We start from the raw sequence: 15591 nt of genomic DNA, 5'->3' as shown, positions 1-15591 counted from the left end.
AAGGTTTGGGAATGACCCAGACCGCTCCGCACGATGTCCTGCTGTCCCATGAGATGCTCGGGCCGATGGAGGCGGTGCTGACCGGCGCCGGCTATCGCGTTCACCGGCTCTGGGAGCACCCCGACCGGCTAGGCTTCCTGGCCGGCGAGGGCCAGACGATCCGCGCCATCGTCCATGCCGGCGAGTTCAAGCTGGACCAGGAATTCCTCGCCGAAATGCCGCGCCTGGGCCTGATCGCCTGTGTCAGCGTCGGCTACGACGGGGTCGATGTGCCCTGGTGCAAGGCGCGGGGGATCGCCGTCACCAACTCCGCAGGCCTCAACGCCGACGATGTGGCCGACCATGCGGTCGGGCTGCTGATCGCCGTCTGGCGCGGCATCGTCGAGGGCGACCACAAGCTGCGGGCCGGCAAATGGAGCCACACCGACCGCATGCGGCCGCGCCATGGCCTGCGCGGCAAGACCGCCGGCATCGTCGGCCTGGGCCATATCGGCGAGGCGGTCGCCAAGCGGCTGGAGGCCTTCGGGATGCCGATCCTCTGGTGGGGTCCGAACGACAAGGAAAGCCGCTGGACCCGCTCGGCCAGCCTGCTGCAGCTGGCCCGCGACAGCGACGCCCTGATGGTCTGCACCCGCGGCGACGCCCACGGCCTGATCACCGCCGAGATCATCGAGGCGGTCGGGCCGCGCGGCTGCATCGTCAATATCTCGCGCGGCGGGGTGATCGACGAGGACGCCCTGATTGCCGCCCTCAAGGACGGGCGGCTGGGCATGGCGGGCCTGGACGTCTTCGCTGAGGAGCCGACCCCGCCAGCCCGATGGGCCGATGTGCCCCATACGGTCCTGACGCCGCATACGGCCGGTGGGACACTGGAGAGCATTCCGCAGATGGTGGGGATGACGCTCGAGAACCTGCGCCGCTTCTTCCACGGCGAGCCGCTGGCGACCCCGGTGGCGGCCTAGCGGATCAGCAGGGCGCCGAGCCCGGCGAGGAGCAGCGCCCCGAAAATGACGGCCGCCGCCAAGCGATGTTGGCGGTTGCGGATCATATGTCCCAGCATGGCGTCTCTCCCGTTGGATTCTGAGCCTTGGACACTATCAAAGTGATATCACTTTGAAGCAAGTGAAATCGACAAAAAGAAACCCTCCGCCCGAAAGCGGAGGGTGAAGTCACCCCTGGACAGGGAAGGCCTGGATCAGGCGGCCTTGGCGTAGAGTTTCTGCTCCTCCATCACCGCCTTCAGCACCGCCGGGCGGCTGAGGATGCGGCCGTGGTAGGCGGCCAGATTGGGATAGTCGGCCAGGTCCGGCCCGGCGACGCGGGTCCAGTTCAGCACCGTGGCCAGGTAGGTGTCGGCGACGCTGAACTCATCGAGCAGGAATTCACGCCCGGCCAGGTGGTCGTTGAGGTAGCCGAAGCGGCCCTTGGCCAGATGCTTGGCATAGGCCTTGGCGTCGGCCGGCGCCTCGGGGCTCAGCAGGGGGCCGAAGACGCCGCGGTGCACCTCGGCGCCGATGAAGCTCAGCCATTCGCGCAGGCGGTGGCTGTTGACCGGGGCGCCCGGGAAGCGCTCGGCGACATACTGCAGGATGGCGGCGTTCTCGGTCAGGATCTCGCCGTCGTGGGTGCGGATGGTCGGCACCTGGCCCTTGGGGTTGATGGCCAGGAAGTTTTCGCCGCCGACTGTCTTGGCCCGGGTGTCGACCTGGGTGAACTGGGCTTCGGCGCCCGTCTCGTACAACCACATACGGGTGGCCAGGGAGCAGGCGAGGGGGGCAAAGTAGAGTTGCATGACGGCGTCTCCGGGAGGGGTTTATTTATGTACCGTCTTGCACAATAATTGGCCGGTCAAGAGTTATTTGCGAAATGGTACAAAAATCAGAGACGCGTCCGCGCGGCAGGCCCCGGGCCTATGACCCCGACAAGGCGGTGGCGAAGGCGCGCGAGGCCTTCTGGACCCAGGGCTATTCGGCGACCTCGCTGGACGACCTGTCGGCGGCCACCGGCATGAATCGGCCCAGCCTCTACGCCGCCTTCGGCGACAAGCGGGCGCTTTACCTGGAGACCCTCAAGCGCACCCGCGACGGCCTGCTGGCCGGCACCAGGGCGGCGCTGGCCTTGCCGGGCGATCTGCAGACCAGCCTGGACTTCTATTTCGCCCGCGCCATCGACGCCTACATGGCGGGAGAAGGAGACCCCCGCGGCTGTTTCGTCATCGGCACCGCCCTGACCGAGGCCGTTGGGGATGACGAGATCAAGGCCGTGCTGCATGACACCTTCCTGGGGCTCGACGGTCTGCTGGCCGCGCGACTCCAGCGCGCCATTGATGAGGGAGAACTGCCGGCAACCGCTGACGCCGCCTCGCTTGGCTATCTGTTGTCCGCGGCGGTGCACGGCCTGGCCATGCGGTCGCGGGCCGGTGAGCCGCGCGAGGCTCTGGAGGGTTGGGCCAAGGGCGCTGTGGGCCAGGTGATCAAGCTCGCCAAGGCTTGACTTAAACACATAAAGATATCTTTATATCCCTGATGACGCAGGGATCGACCCAGACTGTCGAGATGCTCCGGGCGGCCGGTGAGCCGACCCGCCTGCGCATCCTCGCCCTGCTGGCTGCCGAGGAACTCAGCGTCCTCGAACTCTGCCGTATTCTGGACCAGAGCCAGCCGCGTGTCTCGCGCCACCTCAAGCTGCTGGCCGAGGCCGGGCTGGTGCAGAGATTCCCCGACGGCGCCTGGGTCTTCTACCGTCTCAGCGCCGCCGGCACCGCCCGGCAACTGGTTGACGGCATTCTCGACCTGACCGACGAAGCCGATCCGGTGTTGCGCCGCGATGGCGACCAGCTGGCGGCGGTCAAGGCGGAGCGCACGAACGAAGCGGCTGCCTATTTTGCCAGAAACGCGGCGCGATGGGATGAAATTCGCTCCCTCTACGCCTCGGAAACCCAGGTGGAGGCGGCGATCAATCAGGCGGCGGGCCACGGCGCCATCGGCCGGCTGGTCGATCTGGGCGCGGGCACGGGCCGGATGCTGACCCTGCTGGGTGAGCGGGCCGAGCGGGCCATTGGTCTGGACCTGTCGCAGCAGATGCTGAACATCGCCCGGGTCAACGTCAGCGAGGCCGGTCTTGCCGCCTGCGAGCTGCGCCACGGGGACATCTTCGCCACCGGGCTGCCGGCGGCCAGCGCCGATCTGGTGACGGTGCATCAGGTGCTCCACTACCTGGGCGACCCCGTCGCCGCGATCACCGAGGCCGCGCGGCTGGTGGCGCCGGGCGGGCGGCTGCTGATCATCGATTTCGCCCCCCATAGCCTGGAATTCCTGCGCAGCCAGCACCAGCACCGCCGGCTCGGCTTCTCCGACGCCGAGATCCTGCGCTGGCTGGAGGCCGCCGGGCTCGAGGGCCAGGTGAGTGAGACCCTGCCGACCGCCAATGGCGAAGGCCTGACCATCAAGATCTGGACCGGGACGCGCCCGGCCAACGCCAACAGGAGCGCCGCATGAGCCCGCACCGCCGCGTCATCGGACCGGTCGCCCGCTCGGCCGAACGGCCCAACCGCAAGCTCGGCATCAGCTTCGAGTTCTCGCCGCCCAAGACGCCCGAGGCCGAAGAGAACCTGTGGAACGCCATCCGCCGGCTGGAGCCCCTGCAGCCCGAGTTCGTGTCGGTGACCTACGGCGCCGGTGGTTCGACCCGCGACCGCACGCACCGGACGGTCAAGCGGATCGTCGAGGAAACCAGCCTGAAGCCGGCGGCGCACCTGACCTGCGTCGAGGCGTCCGCCGCGGACGTCGACCAGGTGATCCGCGACTACTGGGACGCCGGCGTGCGCCATCTGGTGGCCCTGCGGGGCGACCCGCCCGGCTCGATCGGCGGGGCCTATGTGCCGCGCGCCGACGGCTATGCCAACGCCACCGAACTGACCCGGGCGGCCCGGGCGATCCAGCCCTTCGAGGTGCTGGTCGGGGTCTATCCGGAGGGCCATCCGGAGAGCCCCGGCATCGACCACGACATCGATGTGCTCAAGGCCAAGGTCGATGCGGGCGCGACGCGCGGCATCACCCAGTTCTTCTTCGAGATCGACCCCTTCCTGCGCTTCATGGAGAAGGTGCGGGCCGCCGGGATCACCATCCCGATCTCGCCGGGCATCATGCCGGTGTCGAACTTCAAGGGCCTGGTGAAGATGTCGGGCGCCTGCGGGGCGACCATTCCCGGCTGGCTGGGCAACCTGTTCGACGGCCTTGACGTCGATCCCGATACCCGCCGCCTCATCGCCTGCAGCGTGGCCGCCGAGATGTGCGCCAAGCTGGAGGAGGAGGGCTTCTCCGACTTCCACTTCTACACCCTCAACCGGGCCGACCTGGTGTATGCCATCTGCCGGGTGCTTGGGGTGCGCGAACCGGCGAAGACGCCGGAGGAGGCCGCCGCATGACCTTGAAGAAACTCGTCCTTTCGGCCGCCGCCGCGCTCGGCTTGTTCGTGGTCAGCGCTTCCGCCCAGGTCCCCGCAGCCTGGACCAGGCCGACCACCGGCTTCCAGGTGATCGGCAACATCTACTACGTCGGGACCGAAGGCCTGTCGGCCTGGCTGATCACCAGCTCCAAGGGCCACATCCTGATCGACGGCGGCATGCCGCAGAACGCCGCCCTGGTCGAAGCCAACATCAAGGCTCTGGGTTTCAAGCTGTCGGACGTCGACCTGATCCTCAACAGCCACGCCCACTTCGACCACGCCGGCGCCCTGGCCCAGTTGAAGAAGGACACCGGCGCCGTGGTCATCGCCAGCGCCGGCGATAAGTGGGCCCTGGAGAACGGCAAGTATCCGGGCTCGGAGGACCAGACGGTCCTGAACTTCCCGGGGGTGAAGGTCGACAAGACCGTCGCCGACGGCGAGACGCTGTCGGTCGGCTCCAACACCCTGAAGGCCAACATCACGCCCGGCCACAGCAAGGGCTGCACCTCCTGGACCACCTCGGTGAAGGAGGGGGCCAAGAGCTACAAGGTGATCTTCTGGTGCAGCACCTCGGTGGCCGCCAACCGGCTGGCTCCGAACCCGCAGTACCCGGGGATCGTCGCCGACTATCAGAAGACCTTCGCCAAACTGGCCGGCATGCAGGCCGACGTCTTCTTGGCCCCGCACCCGGATCAGATGAACCTGGCCGCCAAGCGGGCCAAGCTCGGGCCGGGCAAGCCCAATCCCTTCGTCGATCCCACCGAGCTGTCCAAGGTCACCGCCAGATCGAAGGCGGACTTCGAAGCGCAGCTCGCCAAACAACAGGGTGGATCATGACCCGACAGGACCGCATCGCCCTTCTCCATCAGGCCGCCAAGGAGCGCATCCTGATCCTCGACGGCAGCTGGGGGGTGATGTTCCAGCGTGAGGGGTTGTCGGAAGAGGACTTCCGGGCCGAGCGCTTCAAGGACCACAACGTCCTCCTGAAGGGCAACAACGACATCCTCTGCCTGACCCGGCCTGACCTGGTGCAGAAGCTGCACGAGGCCTATTTCGCGGCCGGCGCCGACATCAGCGAGACCAACACCTTCAGCGCCACCTGGATCGCCCAGGAGGACTACGGCTGCCAGTCGGCGGTGCGCGACATCAACTTCGAGGGCGCCAGGCTGGCCCGGGCGGCGGCCGACAAGTTCACGGCGGCCGAGCCGGACAAGCCGAGGTTCGTGGCCGGGTCGATCGGGCCGCTGAACAAGATGCTGTCGATGAGCTCGGACGTGAACGATCCGGGCGCCCGGCTGGTGACCTTCGATCAGGTCTATGAGGCCTATCGCGAGCAGGTGCAGGCGCTGCACGACGGCGGGGTGGACCTGTTCCTGATCGAGACCATCACCGATACCCTCAACTGCAAGGCCTGCATCAAGGCGATCATGGACCTCGAGGACGAGGGCTATGAGCCGCTGCCGATCTGGATCAGCGGGACGATCACCGACCGTTCGGGTCGGACCCTGTCGGGCCAGACGGCAGAGGCCTTCTGGAACAGCGTCAAGCATTCGCGGCCGTTTGCGGTGGGCTTCAACTGCGCGCTCGGCGCCGACCTGATGCGGCCGCACATCGCCGAGATGAGCCGGGTGGCCGACACCCTGGTAGCGGCCTATCCCAACGCCGGCCTGCCCAACGCCATGGGCCAGTATGACGAGGAGCCGCACCAGACGGCCTGTCACCTGGAAGAGTGGGCGCAAAGCGGCCTGGTCAACATCCTGGGCGGCTGTTGCGGCACGACCCCGGAGCACATCCGGCATGTGGCGGAAGCGGTGAAGGGCAAGAAGCCCCGGCCGATCCCCGAGCGTCCGAAAGCCATGCGGCTGGCGGGCCTGGAGCCGTTCGAGCTGGCCTGATGAAACTCGACAAGGCCGACGCGCTCACCACAACCGAGACCGAACTGCTGCGCGACCTGCGCAGCCGGCTTGGCCGTGCGACCAACGACAAGGCCGCTGCGGTGCTGGTCAATGCGCTGGTGCAGACTGCGCCGCGCGTCGATATCGGACCCGCGCCGGGCGATCCGGTGCTGGAAACCAAAGACTTTGACGCCTTCAAGCTGGCGGTGGCCGGGGCATCAAAGGCCCAGCTGCGGTCGGCGGTGGCTGGACTGAAGCAATTGCACGGGCAGGGGCCCGGTCCGGTGATGAAGGCTGTCGCCGCCGGTCTGCCTCAGGCGGTGATCAGTCGTCGCCTTGCTCTCGGAGGGCGCGAGCCCGCACTCGATAACGGACTGCTGTAGTGAGACCTGTCTTCGTCAACGTCGGTGAGCGGACCAACGTCACCGGCTCGGCCAAATTCCGCAAGCTGGTGGTCGATGGCGACTATACGGCGGCCCTCGCCGTCGCGCGCCAGCAGGTCGAGGCCGGCGCCCAGGTCATCGACGTCAACATGGACGAGGGCCTGTTGGATTCGAAGCAGGCCATGGTCACCTACCTGAACCTGCTGGCCGCCGAGCCGGACATCGCCAAGGTGCCGGTGATGATCGACAGCTCCAAATGGGAGGTGATCGAAGCCGGTCTGAAGTGCGTCCAGGGCAAGGCCATCGTCAACTCGATCAGCATGAAGGAAGGGGAGGATACCTTCCGACACCATGCGCGCCTGTGCCTGCGCTACGGCGCCGCCGTGGTGGTCATGGCCTTCGACGAACAGGGCCAGGCCGACACCGCCGCCCGGAAGATCGAGATCTGTACGCGCGCCTACCGCATCCTGGTGGACGAGGTGGGTTTCCCGCCGGAGGACATCATCTTCGACCCCAACATCTTCGCCGTGGCGACGGGGATCGAGGAGCATGACAACTACGCGGTCGACTTCATCGAGGCGACGCGGGCGATCAAACAGCAGCTGCCTTACGCGCGGGTGTCGGGCGGGGTGTCGAACGTCTCGTTCAGCTTCCGCGGCAACGAGCCGGTCCGGCGGGCGATCCACTCGGTGTTCCTCTACCACGCCATCAATGCCGGCATGGACATGGGGATCGTCAACGCCGGCGACCTGCCGGTCTATGACGACATCGACCCGGAGCTGCGCGAAGCGGTCGAGGATGTGATCCTCAACCGCAAGCCCAAGGCAGGCGGCAGCCAGACCGAGCGGCTGGTCGATCTGGCGCCCAAGTACAAGGGCGACGGGACCGTGGCCAAGGTCGCCGACCAGGCCTGGCGGGCCGGGACGGTGCAGGAGCGGCTGACCCACGCCCTGGTCAACGGCATCACCGAGTTCATCGACGCTGATACCGAAGAGGCGCGGTTGCAGGCCGAGCGGCCGCTGCACGTCATCGAAGGCCCGCTGATGGACGGCATGAACGTGGTCGGGGACCTGTTCGGCTCGGGCAAGATGTTCCTGCCGCAGGTGGTCAAGTCGGCGCGGGTGATGAAGCAGGCGGTGGCCTGGCTGATGCCCTTCATGGAAGCCGAGAAGGAAGGCCAGCCGCGCAAGGCGGCGGGCAAGATCCTGATGGCCACGGTCAAGGGTGACGTCCACGACATCGGCAAGAACATCGTCGGGGTGGTCCTGCAGTGTAACAACTACGAGGTCATCGACCTCGGCGTCATGGTCCCGGCCGACCGCATTCTCGACGAGGCCAAGGCGCATGGGGTCGACATCATCGGGCTGTCGGGCCTGATCACCCCGTCGCTGGACGAGATGGTCTTCGTCGCCGCCGAGATGGAGCGGCGCGGCTTCGACATCCCGCTTCTGATCGGCGGGGCTACGACCAGCAAAACCCATACGGCGGTGAAGATCGAGCCGGCCTACCGCCGCAGCTCGACCACCTATGTGCTGGACGCCAGCCGGGCGGTCGGCGTCGTATCGGGCCTCCTTTCCGAAGAGCGGCCCCGGCTGGAGGCCGAGACGCGCGATGAATACATCCGGGTCCGCGAGCAGTTCGCCCGGGGCCAGGAAGCCAAGAACCGCACCCCGATCGCCCGGGCACGGGCCAACGCCCACCCGGTGAACTGGACCGAGCAGCCGACGGTGAAGCCGAGCTTTATCGGCGTCCGCGCCGTCGAGGGCGACCTGGCCGACCTCGCCCGCCACATCGATTGGACGCCCTTCTTCGCCAGCTGGGAGCTGGTCGGGCGTTATCCGGCCATCCTCGAGGACGACATCGTCGGCGAGGCGGCCAGCGACCTGTTCCGCGACGCCCAGGCGATGCTGAAGCGGATCGTCGAGGAGAAGTGGTTCACCGCCAAAGGGGTTGTCGGCTTCTGGCCGGCCCAGGCGGTGGGCGACGATATCGCGGTGTTCTCGGACGAGACGCGCGATGCGGAACTGGCCCGCTTCCACACCCTGCGCCAGCAGATGGACAAGACCGGCGGCAAGGCCAACCTGGCCCTGTCCGACTTCGTCGCCCCGGCCGACAAGGCCCAGGACTGGATCGGCGCCTTCGCGGTGACCGCCGGGCACGGCGAGCTGGAGATCGCCGCGAAGTTCAAGGCGGCGGGCGACGACTACAACGCCATCCTGTCGGCGGCCCTTGCCGACCGTCTGGCCGAGGCCTTTGCCGAGTCGCTGCACCGGCAGGTGCGCACCCAGCTGTGGGGCTATGCCCCCGACGAGCCCTTCGACATCGACGCGCTGATCGCCGAGAAGTACCAGGGCATCCGCCCGGCGCCGGGCTACCCGGCTCAGCCGGACCACACCGAGAAGGCGACGCTGTTCAAACTGCTCGATGCCGAGAACCACACCGGCATGGCCCTGACCGAGAGCTATGCCATGAGCCCGCCGGCTTCGGTGTCGGGCCTCTACTTCGCCCATCCGCAGGCCCACTATTTCGGGGTCGGAAAGATCGACCGCGATCAGGTCGAGGACTATGCGGCGCGCAAGGGTTGGACCGTGGCGACCGCCGAGCGCTGGCTGGCGCCGATCCTGGCCTATGATCCATTGGCGCGGGCGCGGGAGGCGGCGGCGTAGCGGGGTGGTCCTGGGAGCTTCGGTCTTGAGCTTGTCGAAGCGAAGCTATTGTAGCACGGACCGTCGAAAAATTGTTGAGTAAATTCAGTCTGTTTTGACCACCCGGTGGGGCCGGATCAGCCTGCTGAAGAGGTCGTTTCGGCCACCGGCGGAGCGTCGGGGGACCACCCTTGAGCCACCCTGTCGCGACCGGGGGCCAGAAGAGGGGACCCATTGAATTGCCGGGCGCCGACGGCGCGCGTCCTGGCGATGACGCCAGCGGCAATTCAATGTGTCCCCGTTTCAGCTTCCGGCGGGCGGAAGATGAATATGTCTAGACCTATTGCGGGCCGCGCAGATCGGGGGCCGGGGTTTCTTCCGGCTTGGCCGCTTCGGTGGCGGCGGGCTCTTCGGGAGCGGCGGCCGGGGCGTCGGCCTGGGCGTCGCTGACGGCGTCGGCGATCGGGTCCGCGGCCGGCTCCGGGGCCGGTTCCGGGGCAGCCGGGGCGGCCGGCGGCTTGACGTTGTAGGTCAGGGCGCTGCCGAACAGCTTGGAGCGGGTGGCCAGCTTCTCGGCGGTAGGCAGGCAGCGGCCCGGGAGACCCCAGCTCATCCATTCGCGGGCCAGGTACTTCTTGTCCTTGGTTTCGCGGATGGTGGACCAGACGCCGCCGCCACGCTTCAGCTGCTCGGCGCCGTAGGTCGCGATCGGCTTGGCGGACGCCTTTTCGGCGGCCTCCATCGAGCCGCGGAACAGCTTGAGCGTATCCCTGCCGGCGTCGCGCTGCTCCTTGTAGGCGCCCATGTCGGCGGGCGGCGCCCCGGGGATCTTGGCGATCTCGGTCTCGATGCGGGTGACCTCGGGCAGCACCTTGTCATAGAGCTTCATGTGGCCGTCGAGGGCGCCGTAGCACCAGGCGACCAGGCCGTAGTCGTCGTCCGGGGCGCCGGGCGGGATCGGGTACTCCACCTCGGCGGTCTCGGCGGCGGGCGCGGGCGCTTCAGCGGCCGGCGCGGCTTCCTGAACGATCATCAGGGAGAGGAGCAGGGGAAGGATCGGGGCCATTCAAAGGTCCTGGTCAGGGGCAAAACACAAGCGAACTCAAGCTGTCACCGGACCATAACCACCGCCCCCCGGGGTCTTGATCTCGATGACGTCGCCGGCCGCCACCCGTACGGAGAAGCAGCCGGTCAGGTCTCTTACCTCGCCGTTTGTGGCAATCAAACGTTGCTCGCCCGGCAAAGCATCCCCGCCCCCGGCGATTCCGCGCGGAATATTCAGCCTGCGGCTTGAAAGCAACGCCGCGTCCATGGGGGCGAGGAAGCGCATGCGGCGGATGGCGCCGTCGCCGCCGGGGTGTTGGCCGGCCCCGCCGGAGCCGTGGCGGACGCCGAAATGCTCGACCCGGACGGGGAAGCGGCGTTCGAGAATCTCCGGGTCGGTGAGGCGGCTGTTGGTCATGTGGGTGTGGATGGCCGAGGCGCCGGGGCCGCGGGCGGTGGCGCCCGAGCCGCCGCAGAGGGTCTCGTAGTACTGCCTGTCCTCGTCGCCGAAGGTGAAGTTGTTCATCGTGCCCTGGCCGTTGGCCATGACCCCGAGCGCCGCATAGAGGGCGTCGACGACATGCTGGCTGGTCTCGACATTGCCGGCGACCACGGCGGCCGGCGGATGCGGGTCGAGCATTGAGCCTTCACGGGTGAGGATGTTGAGGGGTGCGAGACAGCCGGCATTCAGCGGAATCTCGTCATCGACCAGGGTGCGGAAGACGTAGAGGGCGGCGGCGCTGACGATGGCGCTGGGGGCGTTGAAATTGGTGGCCAGCTGGTCGGCGGAGTCGCGGAAGTCGAGGGTCGCTTCGCGGGCGGCGGCGTCGACGGTGACCTTGACGACGATCTCGCCGGCCCCGTCGAGGGGGACGCGGGCCTCGCCGTCGGTGAGCTTCTCGATCGCGCGGCGGACGCTGGCTTCGGCGTTCTGTTGGACGAAGGCCATGTAGCGGGCGACCGTGCGGGCGCCGTGGCTCTCGATCATCCCGGCGACGGCGGCGGCGCCGGCCTGGCAGGCGGCAAGCTGGGCCTTGAGGTCGGCGATGTTGCGGTCGGGGGCGCGGGCTGGCCACTGGCCGGTGGCGAGGGCGGCGCGGGTCTCGGCCTCCAGGAACACGCCACCCCGCATCATGGGGAGGGCGTCGAGCATGACGCCTTCCTCGTCGATGGTTCTGGAGAAGGGCGGCATGGACCCCGGCTGGACGCCACCGACATCGGCGTGGTGGCCCCGGGCGGCGACGTAGAAGCTGGGCTGGGCGTCGGCCCCTACTTTTTCTGGGGGGTCCATGAAGACCGGCATCACCACGGTGATGTCGGGCAGGTGGGTGCCGCCGAAATAGGGGTTGTTGAGAACGAAGGCGTCGCCGGGAGCGAAGCTGTCGTGGCGGGCCTGAACGGCGCGGACGGAGGCGCCCATGCTGCCCAGGTGGACGGGCATGTGGGGGGCGTTGGCGACCAGGCCGCCGTCGGTGTCGAACAGGGCGCAGGAGAAGTCGAGCCGCTCCTTGATGTTGACCGAGTGGGCGGTGCGTTCGAGGGCCGCGCCCATGGCTTCGGCGACGCCCATGAAGCGGCGGTTGAAGAGTTCGAGGGTGACGGGGTCGGGGCGGTCGGTGTCGGACTCGGCGACGGATCTGGCGGCCGTGCGGGTGAGGCGGATGAGGCCGTCGTCCTCGCGGGCGGCGGTCCAGCCGGCGGCGACGGCGATCTGGGTGTCGCCGCGGACGATGAGGGCGGGCCCGGGGAGGGGGTGGTTGAGGTCCGCTGCCTGGACGACAGCCCCCAGTTCCTCCCCCTCTGGGGGAGGGGGACCGCCGCCGGAGGCGGTGGTGGTGGGGGCAGCGCCGGTTGTTGTGGGCTCGCTCTGAGCAGGTTCGGCGCCGGTGTTCATGGTCTGCGGGCTACCGCCGGCGCTGCCCCCACCACCACGCGCTTCGCGCGCGGTCCCCCTCCCCCAAGGGGGGAGGAACTGAGCGTGCGCCAGCTCCTCCGCCTCGACTTCGACGCTGGCGATGAGAATGGTGCGGGCCGGTTCGATGAAGCCGAACAGCCTTTGGTGGGCCTGTTCGAAGGCGGTCTTCACCGCCGCTTCGTCGGCGGGCGGGACAGGCAGGACCGCGTCCGCGCCGTCGTAGCGGAGCATCAGTCGGACGGTGCGGTCGCCGGGGGCGGAGCCCTGGGCGGCGAGGGCTTCGGTGGCTTCGGTGGTGAGGCGGTCGGCCAGCGCGGCGGCCGATGAGAGGCCTTCGAGGGAGAGGGGGGCTTCAAGGCCGGCCTGGCGCAGGGCGCGGACGCGGGCCTGGCCGATGCCCCAGGCCGACAGGAGGGAGGCGGGCCTCGGGCTCAGCACCGTCGTCATCCCCAGCGCATCGGCCACATCGCAGGCGATCTGGCCGGCCGCGCCACCGAACGCCACGAGCGCATGATCCCTGGGGTCGAAGCCGCGCTCGGTGGAGATGCGGCGGATGGCCTGGGCGGTGTGTTCGACGGCGACGGCGATGAAGCCTTCTGCGGCGGCCTCGGGCGACGGCAGGCTCATGGCGGCGGCGAGGTCGCCCAGGGCCCGGCGGGAGGCGGCGACGTCGAGGGGGGCGTCGGCGGCGGGGCCGAAGATGCTGGGGAAGTACGCCGGGTCGAGGCGGCCGAGGACCAGGTTGGCGTCGGTGACGGCGGGCGGGCCGCCGCGACCGTAGGCGGCGGGACCGGGATTGGCGCCGGCGCTGTCGGGGCCGACCCGGGCGCGCATGCCGTCGAAGGCCAGGATCGAGCCGCCGCCGGCGGCGACGGTCTCGACGTCGAGCATGGGGCTGCGGAGCTTGGCGCCGGCGACATTGGCCTTGTCGCGCCGTTCGAGGACGCCGGCGAAGCGGCAGACGTCCGTCGAGGTGCCGCCCATGTCGAAGCCGAGCACGGCGGGGGCGTTCGCCTGGCGGGCGGTCTCGGCGACGCCGACCACGCCGCCGGCGGGACCGGAGACGACGGCGTCCTTGCCCCGGAAGGCGTCGGCGCGGACCAGGGCGCCGGCGCTGGTCATGAACCAGAGGGGCGCGCCGTTCACGGCGTCGGCGACCTGGTCGACATAGGCGCGCAGGACCGGGGTCAGGTAGGCGTCGGCGACGGCGGTCTCGGCGCGGGGAACGAAGCGGGGGAGGGGAGAGACTTCGCTGGAGAGGGCGACGTAGGTGAATCCGGCGGCCTGCGCGAGTTTGCCGGCGGCGATCTCGTGGGCGGGGTTGAGGTCGCTGTGCAGGAAGGCGATGGCGACGGATGTGGCGCCGTCGGCGCGGGCCTTTGTGAGGGCGGCGGTCAGGGCGGCTTCGTCAAGCGGGCGGACGACAGCGCCGTCGCTAGCCAGGCGTTCGTCGGCTTCGAGGACGGCGGCGTAGAGCGGAGCCGGGCGGAAGAGGTCGAGCGCGAAGAGTTCTGGGCGCGACTGGTCGCCGATGACGAGCGAGTCGGCGAATCCCTTCGTGGTGACGAGCAGGGTGTTGGCGCCCTTGCGCTCCAGGAGAGCGTTGGTGGCGACGGTGGTGCCCATCTTGATGGCTTCCACGCGGTCGGCCGGGAAGGGCTGGCCGGGGACGGCCTGGAGGAGGCGGCGCATGGCCTCGACGGCGGCGTCCGGGTAGGCGGGGGATTGGGAGAGGAGCTTGAGCGTGTGCTCGGCGCCTGCGGGGTCGCGGGCAACGACGTCGGTGAAGGTGCCGCCGCGGTCGATCCAGAAAGACCAGCGGGTCATGCAGGGCTCCATCCGTCAGTACTCCGATAGCCCTCCCCTCGAGGGGGAGGGTTGGGAGGGGTGTGCGCTCGAGGGTTCCGAAAGAGTGCGTAAGGCGCCGGCGCCCTCTTTGACCTTCGCTTCCAAGCCGGCGCGTACACCCCATCCCCGACCCTTCCCCCTCGAGGGGAAGGGAGAGTTTGGGTGAGCACGGCGAGGATGGCGGGCAGATTCAGGGCAACGGTCAGGGACCCGCGAGTCTTCCTGACAAAAGCTTCACCCGACTGCTTCCCCGCCGTCATTGTCATGCCGCCGCCATCATCGTATCCTGTCGTCTCCTTCCCATGACCTTTTGGCGCAACATTGCAAGGCTTGCCGCGAACCGCGTGGACGAAGCCGAATGTCCCGACTGCCCGGCGGGGCTGCCCGGTGAGGACCCCGCGTTCTCGACGGCGGTGACGGCGCTTGGGGCCAAGCTGGCCAAGGCCGACGGGCGGGCCGACCATTCCGAATATGCGACCTTCGCCACCGTCTTCCAGCCGGACGAGGGGTCCGAGCGCAACGTGCGGCGGCTCTACGAGCTGGCGCGGCAGACGTCGCTGGGGTTCGAGAGCTATGCCCGGCGGCTGGCCAAACGGTATCGCGGCTGCCCGCAACTGCTGGAAGACGTGCTCGACGGGCTTTTCCATATCGCCGGGTCGGACGGGTACGTGACGCAGGACGAGCTCGACTATCTGGAACGGGTGTCGGACCTGTTCGGGCTGTCGCGCTTGACCCTGCGGCGGCTGAAGGCGACGCATCTGGGGGCCGGCAAGGACGACCCCTATGTCATCCTCGGCGTCCTGCCCGACGCCAGCGACGAGGAACTGAGGGCCGAGTGGAAGAAGCAGCTGTCGGCGGCCCACCCGGACCGGGCGCGGGGCCGGGGCCTGCCCGAGGAATTCATCGCCGTGGCCGAGGCCAAGGCGGCGGCGATCAACGCGGCCTTCGACACCGCCATGGCCGAGCGCCGCGAACTGAGGATGGCGGGGGCGGCCTAGGGCCCGCCACGCATTCTGGCGCCGGTCTAAAAATTGCCGTGTGAACCGCGCATTTGGTTGACGTTCAGGCCGGACGGCCAAACTATAAGGCCAAGGTCGCCGGTTTGGCGGCTGGAGGAGTAGCGATGACCCAGACTGCGAACGGGGGAATGAAGGCCCTGGCCTGGATCGGCGGCCTGTTGGCCACCGTGGCGGCCGTTGTGATCGGGTCCGTCCTCACCGTGTTCGCCGTCACGACCGTGGTTGTCCTGGCCGTCATGACCAGCGCCACCCTGGCCTTCGTGGCCCTGGCCAACCGCGCCGGCCGCAAGGCCCGCGCCCGCGCCGCTGACGACGGCGTCATCGAGGCCCATAAGGTCGGGGGTCACCACTGGGTGGCCTACGGCTGGAACGAGCGGCGCTGACCCTGACCACCGC

General features: G+C 68.7%; 13 protein-coding genes. 10 read left to right on the top strand and 3 right to left on the bottom strand.

Features of this window, described 5'->3' with window-relative positions; all coding sequences use genetic code 11:
• Positions 1-11: 11 nt before the first annotated feature.
• Complete coding sequence (locus tag AC2YG9_RS13465; protein ID WP_487298483.1) at positions 12-962, top strand: 2-hydroxyacid dehydrogenase; 951 nt, start codon at positions 12-14, stop codon at positions 960-962.
• Positions 963-1195: 233 nt separating this feature from the next.
• On the opposite strand, the gene AC2YG9_RS13460 is transcribed toward AC2YG9_RS13465, so the two are convergent.
• Positions 1196-1792 carry a glutathione S-transferase C-terminal domain-containing protein gene (locus AC2YG9_RS13460; protein WP_487298482.1) on the bottom strand — a complete coding sequence of 199 codons (597 nt, stop codon included), beginning with the start codon at positions 1790-1792 and terminating at the stop codon, positions 1196-1198.
• 74 nt (positions 1793-1866) lie between these two features.
• Between AC2YG9_RS13460 and AC2YG9_RS13455 the strand changes: the two genes are divergently transcribed.
• From AC2YG9_RS13455 to metH, 7 genes are read left to right on the top strand one after another with little or no spacing between them, the layout of a single operon-like run.
• On the top strand, positions 1867-2493 hold the full coding sequence (locus AC2YG9_RS13455) for a TetR/AcrR family transcriptional regulator (protein ID WP_487298481.1): 627 nt from the start codon (positions 1867-1869) through the stop codon (positions 2491-2493).
• A gap of 32 nt (positions 2494-2525) precedes the next feature.
• Positions 2526-3497, top strand: a complete 972-nt coding sequence (locus AC2YG9_RS13450; protein ID WP_487298480.1) for an ArsR/SmtB family transcription factor — start codon at positions 2526-2528, stop codon at positions 3495-3497.
• Positions 3494-4426: a methylenetetrahydrofolate reductase [NAD(P)H] gene (gene metF / locus AC2YG9_RS13445; RefSeq protein ID WP_487298479.1), complete on the top strand. Its 933-nt coding sequence runs from the start codon at positions 3494-3496 to the stop codon at positions 4424-4426. Before AC2YG9_RS13450 ends, metF begins: the two co-directional genes overlap by 4 nt.
• Positions 4423-5283 (top strand): subclass B3 metallo-beta-lactamase, encoded by an 861-nt coding sequence (bla, locus tag AC2YG9_RS13440; RefSeq protein ID WP_487298478.1) that lies wholly within the window; start codon positions 4423-4425, stop codon positions 5281-5283. The genes metF and bla overlap by 4 nt, the downstream gene beginning before the upstream one ends.
• Complete coding sequence (locus AC2YG9_RS13435; RefSeq protein ID WP_487298477.1) at positions 5280-6341, top strand: homocysteine S-methyltransferase family protein; 1062 nt, start codon at positions 5280-5282, stop codon at positions 6339-6341. The genes bla and AC2YG9_RS13435 overlap by 4 nt, the downstream gene beginning before the upstream one ends.
• Positions 6341-6724, top strand: coding sequence for a hypothetical protein (locus tag AC2YG9_RS13430; protein WP_487298476.1), 384 nt, complete (start codon positions 6341-6343; stop codon positions 6722-6724). Before AC2YG9_RS13435 ends, AC2YG9_RS13430 begins: the two co-directional genes overlap by 1 nt.
• Entirely contained in the window at positions 6724-9390 is a 2667-nt protein-coding gene (metH, locus tag AC2YG9_RS13425; protein WP_487298475.1) for a methionine synthase, read from the top strand. Before AC2YG9_RS13430 ends, metH begins: the two co-directional genes overlap by 1 nt.
• Positions 9391-9709: 319 nt before the next feature.
• On the opposite strand, the gene AC2YG9_RS13420 is transcribed toward metH, so the two are convergent.
• Complete coding sequence (locus AC2YG9_RS13420; protein ID WP_487298474.1) at positions 9710-10435, bottom strand: hypothetical protein; 726 nt, start codon at positions 10433-10435, stop codon at positions 9710-9712.
• Between the two features lie 36 nt (positions 10436-10471).
• A complete protein-coding gene (locus tag AC2YG9_RS13415) occupies positions 10472-14155 on the bottom strand; it encodes a hydantoinase B/oxoprolinase family protein (RefSeq protein WP_487298473.1) in 3684 nt (1227 codons plus the stop codon).
• A 323-nt stretch (positions 14156-14478) separates the two neighbouring features.
• Between AC2YG9_RS13415 and AC2YG9_RS13410 the strand changes: the two genes are divergently transcribed.
• Entirely contained in the window at positions 14479-15174 is a 696-nt protein-coding gene (locus tag AC2YG9_RS13410; RefSeq protein ID WP_487298472.1) for a TerB family tellurite resistance protein, read from the top strand.
• Positions 15175-15299: 125 nt separating this feature from the next.
• Complete coding sequence (locus tag AC2YG9_RS13405; protein WP_487298471.1) at positions 15300-15578, top strand: hypothetical protein; 279 nt, start codon at positions 15300-15302, stop codon at positions 15576-15578.
• The last annotated feature ends 13 nt before the right edge of the window (positions 15579-15591 follow it).

It is taken from the genome of Caulobacter sp. SRI_014 (genome assembly GCF_057586315.1).
The sequence above is the reverse complement of the archived record's forward strand: the minus strand, read 5'-3'. Positions and strand labels throughout refer to the sequence as shown.

Excerpts from the sequence above, each read along its gene's own strand:
- AC2YG9_RS13465 (WP_487298483.1), top strand. The coding sequence starts at position 12 with ATGACCCAGACCGCTCCGCACGATGTCCTGCTGTCCCATGAGATGCTC.
- AC2YG9_RS13460 (WP_487298482.1), bottom strand. The coding sequence starts at position 1,792 with ATGCAACTCTACTTTGCCCCCCTCGCCTGCTCCCTGGCCACCCGTATG.
- AC2YG9_RS13455 (WP_487298481.1), top strand. The coding sequence starts at position 1,867 with ATGGTACAAAAATCAGAGACGCGTCCGCGCGGCAGGCCCCGGGCCTAT.
- AC2YG9_RS13450 (WP_487298480.1), top strand. The coding sequence starts at position 2,526 with ATGACGCAGGGATCGACCCAGACTGTCGAGATGCTCCGGGCGGCCGGT.
- metF (WP_487298479.1), top strand. The coding sequence starts at position 3,494 with ATGAGCCCGCACCGCCGCGTCATCGGACCGGTCGCCCGCTCGGCCGAA.
- bla (WP_487298478.1), top strand. The coding sequence starts at position 4,423 with ATGACCTTGAAGAAACTCGTCCTTTCGGCCGCCGCCGCGCTCGGCTTG.
- AC2YG9_RS13435 (WP_487298477.1), top strand. The coding sequence starts at position 5,280 with ATGACCCGACAGGACCGCATCGCCCTTCTCCATCAGGCCGCCAAGGAG.
- AC2YG9_RS13430 (WP_487298476.1), top strand. The coding sequence starts at position 6,341 with ATGAAACTCGACAAGGCCGACGCGCTCACCACAACCGAGACCGAACTG.
- AC2YG9_RS13420 (WP_487298474.1), bottom strand. The coding sequence starts at position 10,435 with ATGGCCCCGATCCTTCCCCTGCTCCTCTCCCTGATGATCGTTCAGGAA.
- AC2YG9_RS13415 (WP_487298473.1), bottom strand. The coding sequence starts at position 14,155 with ATGACCCGCTGGTCTTTCTGGATCGACCGCGGCGGCACCTTCACCGAC.
- AC2YG9_RS13410 (WP_487298472.1), top strand. The coding sequence starts at position 14,479 with ATGACCTTTTGGCGCAACATTGCAAGGCTTGCCGCGAACCGCGTGGAC.
- AC2YG9_RS13405 (WP_487298471.1), top strand. The coding sequence starts at position 15,300 with ATGACCCAGACTGCGAACGGGGGAATGAAGGCCCTGGCCTGGATCGGC.